The organism is Pseudorhodobacter sp. (assembly GCF_030452865.1).
In the GTDB taxonomy this organism is placed as follows: Bacteria; Pseudomonadota; Alphaproteobacteria; order Rhodobacterales; family Rhodobacteraceae; genus Pseudorhodobacter.
The window spans coordinates 1-3,643 of the sequence record NZ_JAKDLJ010000362.1 but is presented as its reverse complement, the minus strand read 5'-3'; the positions used below and the strand labels follow the sequence as shown (position 1 = coordinate 3,643).

The 3,643-nt window shown below is 59.8% G+C and carries 4 protein-coding genes and 1 tRNA gene; 2 read left to right on the top strand and 3 right to left on the bottom strand.

The annotated features are described in order from the left end of the window. The first annotated feature begins 55 nt into the window (after nt 1–55). Together L0H65_RS16325 and L0H65_RS16320 are read left to right on the top strand one after the other, a co-directional pair. A complete protein-coding gene (locus L0H65_RS16325; protein ID WP_301460234.1) occupies nt 56–1,291 on the top strand; it encodes a mandelate racemase/muconate lactonizing enzyme family protein in 1,236 nt (411 codons plus the stop codon). A gap of 471 nt (nt 1,292–1,762) precedes the next feature. Beyond that, a tRNA-Ser gene (locus L0H65_RS16320) sits at nt 1,763–1,852 on the top strand. A gap of 265 nt (nt 1,853–2,117) precedes the next feature. On the opposite strand, the gene L0H65_RS16315 is transcribed toward L0H65_RS16320, so the two are convergent. The 3 genes from L0H65_RS16315 to L0H65_RS16305 all read right to left on the bottom strand — a co-directional run. After that, entirely contained in the window at nt 2,118–2,426 is a 309-nt protein-coding gene (locus L0H65_RS16315; protein WP_301460232.1) for a M48 family metallopeptidase, read from the bottom strand. Between the two features lie 19 nt (nt 2,427–2,445). Beyond that, nucleotides 2,446–2,622: a hypothetical protein gene (locus tag L0H65_RS16310; RefSeq protein ID WP_301460230.1), complete on the bottom strand. Its 177-nt coding sequence runs from the start codon at nt 2,620–2,622 to the stop codon at nt 2,446–2,448. Nucleotides 2,623–2,671: 49 nt separating this feature from the next. Further along, nucleotides 2,672–3,643, bottom strand: a 972-nt coding sequence (locus L0H65_RS16305) for an ATP-binding domain-containing protein (RefSeq protein WP_301460229.1), incomplete at its 5' end; no start/stop codon positions are given.

Genomic DNA, 3,643 nt, shown 5'->3' with positions numbered 1-3,643 from the left:
CGGGGGTCCGGGGGCGTGAAGCCCCCGGCGCCCGCCAAAAAGCGGAGCGCCCCACATGCGCCTTCAATCCCTGGAAATCTTCACCGTCGCGCCCCCTGCCCCCGGTTGGGGCGGGCGTTATTGGACCTTCACCAAACTCACCACCGCCTGCGGCATCACCGGTTTCGGCGAATGTTATGCCTCCACCGTCGGCCCCAAGGCGATGCAAGCCGTGATCGAGGATGTGTTCGCTCGACATATGGAAGGCGAAAACCCGGAGAATATCGAGATGATGTTCCGCCGCGCCTATTCTTCGGGGTTTACCCAACGCCCAGATCCCACCGTGATCGGCGCGTTCTCGGGGTTGGAGATCGCCTGCTGGGATATCGTCGGCAAGGCGCGCAACCGTCCGGTCTGGGCGCTTCTGGGCGGCATGATGAACCCGCGCCTTCGCTCCTATACCTATCTTTACCCGCAAGCGGGCAAGGAGTCGGCGGAATTCTGGGTCTCCCCTGATATGGCGGCGGAAGCGGCGATCCGTTTCGTTGACCAAGGCTTCACCGCCATCAAATTCGACCCCGCCGGCCCCTACACCATCCGCGGCGGCCACCACCCCGCGATGTCCGACATCTCGCGCTCCGTTGCCTTTTGCAAAGCCATCCGCGACGCGGTCGGCGACCGCGCCGATCTGTTGTTCGGCACGCACGGCCAATTCACCACGCCCGGCGCGATCCGCCTCGGCCAGGCGCTGGAGCCCTATTCCCCGCTTTGGTATGAGGAACCGATCCCGCCGGACAATCTGCTTGAATTCGCCGAAGTCGCGAAACACGTCCGCATCCCGCTTGCCACCGGCGAACGTATGACCACCAAGGCCGAATTCGGCGCTCTCTTGCGTCATGGTGGCGTGAAGATCCTGCAACCCGCTTTGGGCCGTGTCGGTGGTATTTGGGAGGCCAAGAAAATCGCCGCTATTGCAGAAGTCTTCAACGCTGAAATGGCACCCCATCTGTACGCGGGCCCGGTCGAATGGGCCGCCAATATCCACCTCGCCGCCTCCATTCCCAATCTGCTGCTCGTCGAGACGATTGAAACCGGCGGTGCCTTCCACCTCGCGCTCATCAAACATTCGATCAAATGGGACAAGGGCTATATCATCCCGCCCAACGCTCCCGGCCTTGGCATTGAGTTCGACGAAGACCTCGCCCGCGCCCATCCCTACACCGACACCCGCCTGCATCTGGAAATGCAGGAAGCGCCCTGCGACTATACCAACGGCAACCGTTTTGAAGGCGGCGCGGCTTCCAACATCTGAAAATGCTCCAGTGAAAGTCGCAAAATGCACTCAGGATGCACGGTTTTTACCACCCCTGTGATCTGAACCAGTTGATTCCTAGGCGAGGCTGGCGCGTGTTCTCCATCGGCTCCTGACTCGGCTGTGGATTGTGTGCTGTAGCCGAGTCCGGGGTCGGGAAATGCCGCGTCACCGTCAGCCTTTCGGCAGCGACCGGGCCAACTCTCACCCCGAAGCCGTCATTTCCCGTTTCGAGAGCATAGCGGCGGCGACAGCGGCGATCGAACTGTGCGGTGGTCATTTTTGTCAAGGCGGACTGCGACCCACCCGACGCGCTAGACGATGGGCATACTGAACGCAGCCGCAAGACGAAATGGATGCGCCGCGGGGCGCTCCCGAATCGCTTAGCTGGTCGGTCCGATCCGTCCCGTCCAACAGTCTGCCGCTTTTGAGTCTTGCGCCCTTCCGGCGGCGTTGCTAAATGGAGGTCGTGGAGGCGTGGCTGAGAGGCCGAAAGCACTCGGTTGCTAACTGAGCGAACGGGAGACCGTTCCGTGGGTTCGAATCCCACCGCCTCCGCCACTTGCCCTTTAGAAATCGTTCTCCGCTCGTTGCCCTAGGTGAAAATTGTCGTTGTTTTCGAGGGTTATGCACGAGGGGCTGTTCACCGGCCCCGGTGCGAAGAGGGCCCAAAGCGTTCTCTACGGGCTGATATTCTCCGGATCTGTTGACTGCGCTGATTTAGTGAAGTTCCACAAGTTGATGATATTATTACCATATTCCGGTCACATGGTTTCATTTGGACAGCGGTCTCGTTTGGTTCAGCAGCGACTAGCGTCGGAATTTCTCAGGCCATTATCCTCTCTAGGCGTTGCTTCCGGCGCTCCCAATCCGGCATCACCCGGTCCAGCAGGTCAAAGAAAGCCGTGACGTGCTGCGGCTCAGCGATGTGGCAAAGCTCGTGGGTGATGACATAGTCGATGGCGTCAACCGGGGCCTCGACGAGACGTCGATTCAGCAAGAGACGGTGCGCCGGCGACAAATCAGCTTTCTGGCTATTCGTAAGGCCCTCACTGATCTTTTCAAACCAGCGATCGATGACATTGCCGGTGATCTGCTGTTCAACCAGTCGCCCCTCGTACAAAAGTGGGACCACCGCCTCATCGGCAACCGCTTCATCGATGGCATAACGGTGCGGGCAAGGCTGCGCGCGCCGAGATCGCCGTCTCGAGCATGACGCGAACGGTCAGCGACGTGATCGGGACGATGCCCGAGCTGCGCAGCGGCATCAGTCGTGGTCGGGACGATTCATCGGCGTGGCGAAAAGAGGTCATTGAAGCGGCGAAACTCATGGCCAAAATCCATAAGGGGAAGGAGCACAGCCCAATTCGGGAGGCGTTCTCATCTGTTGTGGTTTCGGCTTGAGATGACACCACGCACAAAAAAGGCCCGCGCTCGCGAGAACGCGACATAGGCCAACTCGCGGCCGTCCATTTCGTCGCCGCTGACAATCAGGATTATTGCCGGTCGTTCGAGACCCTTGAACCGTCGCACGGTATCCACCACCACGTCTTCGAGCGCCATGGTTTCGGCATCTGTCAGCGGAATGCTTGTCCCGCCACTTCTCTCGAGGAAGCCCGTCCGGGCGGCTGGCCCATTGACAAGCACAGCTATGTCACCAGGGGCGACTTCCTCTTTGAATACGAGCCGTCGAAGCTCCCTGTATGCGGCTTCGAGTTTTGCATCGGGATTCTCGGCATTAATCCACGAGACCTCGAGGCCATCGGGCCCGTCCGCGATTATCTCAGGGCCGGAATAATGCATCGAAGCGGCACTGTGGATGTTCTTAGTGTTGCGGAGGTTTCGGGAAAGCCGAACCGGAACGACGCTCAGATCATGAACGCCATTCCCGGCGCGCTCGTAGACCCTCTGGTTGCTGTCCATGAAAACGCGGAGGTGTCCACCGTGGCTCAGGCAGGCATCGATTGCGATCCACCAATCGGCACTGAAGTCCTGGCCTTCATCGACAATGATCGTGTCCCACTTGAGTGCCGGCTGAACTTCCATCGCGCGGTAGAGCGCGTTTGGCAGCGCACTTTCATAGAGTTCCCGTTCACTGATGTTCGAAGGCGGCGGGACACCAGCCTTGCGAGAGATGTGCCCGCAAAGTGAGTGAAATCCAGCGACCGTGAGGTTTTCAATATCTTTCAGCTTCCGTTCGAGGTTCGTCGCCAGCGGGCGGCTGTGACAGGTCAGAAGGGTCTTCCGTCCAGTCGCAGCGGATCTCAGTGCTTCCTCGATCGCCACCACGGTCTTGCCGGTCCCTGCGCCACCTCGGATAAGAGCGCGAGGGACCTCAGAAATTGTCTCAAG

Excerpts from the sequence above, each read along its gene's own strand:
- L0H65_RS16325 (WP_301460234.1), top strand. The coding sequence starts at position 56 with ATGCGCCTTCAATCCCTGGAAATCTTCACCGTCGCGCCCCCTGCCCCC.
- L0H65_RS16310 (WP_301460230.1), bottom strand. The coding sequence starts at position 2,622 with ATGAGTTTCGCCGCTTCAATGACCTCTTTTCGCCACGCCGATGAATCG.